The following is a 3,711-nucleotide window of genomic DNA, read 5'->3' as shown; positions in this document are numbered from 1 at the left end:
GTCGATCGGGACGGCGTTCGTCGGCGTCGTGCTCATCTGCGTGTCGTCCTTCTCCCCGTTGGCGCTCTACAAGCTGTTCGCGTTCACCGACCCGGGCAGCACGTCCGGGTCCGCCTTGCGCGCCGGGCTCGCCGCCGCCGGCGGCATCGGCGGAGTCCTCGCCGGACGCCAGACCGGCAGCAGCGCCGCCACCACGACCGACGAGGCCGGCCGCACCGCGGGCGAGGACGGAGCCGCGGCGACCACGATCGGCCGATTCGCGGCCGGCATGGGCCCCGTAGGGCAGGCGTTCTCGACCGGCATCGGCGTCATGGCCGCCGTGGGCGGGACAGCCGCTGCCATGGGCGCCGATCAGACCAACCAAATGGGCGTCGGCCACAACAACTTCCCCCCCGACTACTCACGCCGCGGCGTTCGGGCCACCAGCGGTCAGTCGGGATACGACGGTGCCACCGACGAGTCGGCCAACCCCGACGACCCAACCGTGGCTGACGGCTACGACGGAGGCGGGTGGGGAGGCCCACCCTCGGACGCCGCGGATGGCCCGGTGCCCGGAAAGGCCGCGTCGGGGTCCGGGCCACTAGCGGTCCCCGGGGCGCGCGGTGGCGCGGTCGCCAAGGGCGCCAGCACGACTGAGGTCGCGGAGGTGGCCGAAGTGGCGGCCCTGTAGCTGCTGAAGATCGGGCGGCGCCAACGGATTCCGGAGGTCTCCCGCATTGGCCGTCTCAACCAGCGGCGCGACCATCCCTGGGCTCACCAACAGCACAAACCAGGGCGGTGGCGAATCCATCAATGCGTCGACCGAGTCCGCAGCGGCGTCGCATCGCACGAGGGTTTCGCAGCCCTGATATTGCGGACTCAGAACAATCCTCATAGGCATCGGTCTACCACTAAGGAACCGCGCTCTCAGGACGAGGCGCCGGATTCGGATTCCTGAACTGAAATGTGAGGGAGTCGCCGAGCACCCCACATCGGCCGTCCTCTAAGAGTCAGCTGTTCGGGCCCCCAATTCAACCCCTGCCAATACTACGTATCGATCCCGCGCCGTTAGGCAGTCGCCATATGATGCGCTGTAGTCATCCAAGTGCGACGCCTCCCTTATGGCTGAGGCGAGGTCCCAAGCGGCCTCTACCACTTTGGGGTCGCATATGAGCCGCATGCGACTTGCAAGACCTTCTAGGCTCGTGGATAACTGGGCCAGGCCAGGGTGGATCCCAGGTTCACCGGATCCGTACCATTCCGGCGGTGCAGCGGTGGGATGAGCGTCGCCCGCCTTGCGGGTGTGGCGGACACCCATCTCAGCGTCCACCAGCTGCACGAATTGGCTGTGGATTGCTAGTCGCTCCTGGCGCAGGCCTTCGGACGCTCGGAGCGTCGCTTCAAATTGCTGCCTCGATCGTTCGGTGCGATCCGCTCTTCTTGCCTGCCACCACGTGATGACTCCTGTCATCCCAGAGCCGAGCGCCACGCCGAACAGGCCTATCCACTCTGATGCCATGCGTACACTCTGCCCTACCCACATCGTTCACGGTTGGGGCCAAATTCTAACAGGCGGATGCACCAGCGCTCGACTGGGAGTCGATTGCACAGACATCGGTTGGGGCCGACTTCCCACCCGTCCCTCGCCCGAGAACGCTCACCCATCCGAGGCGCGCGTGGGTGACCGGCGAACTGCCGAGCACCCTTCGCGGTTCTGCCTTCCATAGGTCTGCTGCCGTGCACGACTCAAACGGACCCGGTCTTCCGTCTGGGGGCGTCCACGAGATAGCACCAATCCCCGTTATGCAGATGCATGACCGCCCGGTCATGGCACCTGACAGGAGGCTCCCGAATGGATGACTGGACGTACGACGTGGACGCCGACGTACCCGACACGCAGCCACCGCTCCTACACGAGGACGGACGCGCGATGGAGGCGCGTCGAGCCCGCGCGCAGCAGGCGGAAGCCGCCCGCGTCGCCGAACTCCAGCAGACCCAAGCCTTCGACGCCGCCGGCAGCCCCGCCGAGGCAGACCTCCCGCTCCCGTTCGCGACACCGCCCGGTGCCGCGCTGACCTTCTGAGCGGCCGGTTCTCATCATGGCTGCGGTGTACGACGACTACGGCCCGGACCGGGTCGGCTTCTTCTTCGGGCTGACCGGCCCCCGGCTGGCGGCCCTGACCCTCGCAGTCATCCCCGTGTTCGTGGCTGCCAACCAGCAACGCTGGTTGCTCGCGGCCCAGCTCGCCGCGATCGCAGCCGTGGTCACGGTGCTGGTCGTTGTTCCCGTCCGTGGCCGATCGGCCACCGGGTGGCTACTCGCCAGCCTCAGCTTCACCGTCGGGAAGGCGTTCGGCTGGACGTCGTGGCGCAGCAAGGCCGCCACAGGCAAGGCCGAAGCCCTCGAGAACGCGGACCTGCCTGGGGTGATGACCGGCATCGAGGTCCACGACGGGGCACCGAAGGGTCCGACGCAGACCCGGTACGCGGTCATCCAGGACCATGGCTTGCGCACCTGGGCGATGACCGCCGCGATCCGGCACCCCGGCGTCGGCATGGCCGAGGGCGATCGCCGAGACCAGTACGGCCGCGGTCTGACCGAACTGCTCGACGTGGCCGCCCGGGCGTCCCTGATCAGCGACGTGGTGTTCCTGGTCCGCACCGTCCCGGACGACGGCGCCGAGCGGCAGCAGTGGATCGCCGCGCATCGGCGTCCCGACGGCCCCGAGCTGGCCCGGCGAATGAACGACGAACTCGCGACCGCGTTGACCCGGGCCGCGGTGCGCACCGAGTCGTTCGTCACGTTCGTGGTTCCCGAGGCGCGGATCACGAAGCAGGCCCGCGAGTTCGGCGGCGGCCTCGAAGGACGCACCCGCGTCCTGTACGCCCTGGCCGACGAGATCGCCGCAATGCTGCGCGGAGGCATAGGCATGACCGACGTCACCTGGCTCACCTCGCCCCAACTGGCGCTCGCGGTCCGCACCGGCTTCGCGCCCGCCGACCGGGCAGGCATCATCGACGCCCTCGCCGCCCACCAGACCGACCCGACGGTGTGCACTGAGGTGCCGTGGGCGATGGCCGGACCCTCAGGCGCCGACACCACGATGCGGCACTACTCCCACGACGCCTGGAACTCGATCAGCTCCACCCTCAAGCTCCCCGACCGGGGCGCGTGCCTCGGCGCCCTCGCCCCGGTGCTCACGCCGTCCGAGCCGGGAGAACGGCGCAGCTACACGGTCGTGTTCCCGATCCTGCCGTTCAGCCGCGCCGACCGGCAGACCGCCTCCGGCGAATGGGCCGCCGACATGGGCGAAGGGCTCCGCGGCCGGCTCCAGATCCGACAACGCTCCCGCGACCGCGACAACGTGACCCGGGCCCACCGACTCGACGCGAAGCTCGCCTCTGGCCACGCCCTCACCCGCCCCTACGCGGTCGCGTGCGTCACTGTCACCAAGACCATGCGCGTCGCCGAGTTCGGACGCCGCCTCGACGCGTCCATCCGACGCGCCGGCTTCGCACCCCTGCGCCTCGACCTCGCTCAGGACGCCGGTTTCGCCGCAGCCACCCTGCCCCTCGGACTTGGGCTGACCAGGAAGGCCGACGAATGAGGACGCCGCCCCGCGGGCGTTCCACCGCCCAACTGCTCGCCGACTTCGGCCACGACCTGCCCACCAAGCCCGAACCGGAGAGGCCAGGCAAAGAGCCGTACCTGTTCCACGCGTCGCCGCGGCG

General features: G+C 69.3%; 2 protein-coding genes and 1 pseudogene. All 3 read left to right on the top strand.

The window, feature by feature from the left end:
• Positions 1–670 (top strand): annotated as a pseudogene (locus Q1K57_RS03980) (hypothetical protein); the annotation flags it as partial.
• Between the two features lie 1,161 nt (positions 671–1,831).
• Positions 1,832–2,062 carry a hypothetical protein gene (locus Q1K57_RS03975; protein WP_300079227.1) on the top strand — a complete coding sequence of 77 codons (231 nt, stop codon included), beginning with the start codon at positions 1,832–1,834 and terminating at the stop codon, positions 2,060–2,062.
• 16 nt (positions 2,063–2,078) lie between these two features.
• Entirely contained in the window at positions 2,079–3,587 is a 1,509-nt protein-coding gene (locus tag Q1K57_RS03970; protein ID WP_300079225.1) for an SCO6880 family protein, read from the top strand.
• Positions 3,588–3,711 lie beyond the last annotated feature (124 nt).

Origin of the sequence: Propioniciclava sp. (genome assembly GCF_029977985.1) — a bacterium.
In the GTDB taxonomy this organism is placed as follows: Bacteria; Actinomycetota; Actinomycetes; order Propionibacteriales; family Propionibacteriaceae; genus Propioniciclava.
This window is presented reverse-complemented; position numbering and strand designations above follow the sequence as displayed.

Coding starts and splice junctions, on each gene's coding strand:
- Q1K57_RS03970 (WP_300079225.1), top strand. CDS start 2,079: ATGGCTGCGGTGTACGACGACTACGGCCCGGACCGGGTCGGCTTCTTC.
- Q1K57_RS03975 (WP_300079227.1), top strand. CDS start 1,832: ATGGATGACTGGACGTACGACGTGGACGCCGACGTACCCGACACGCAG.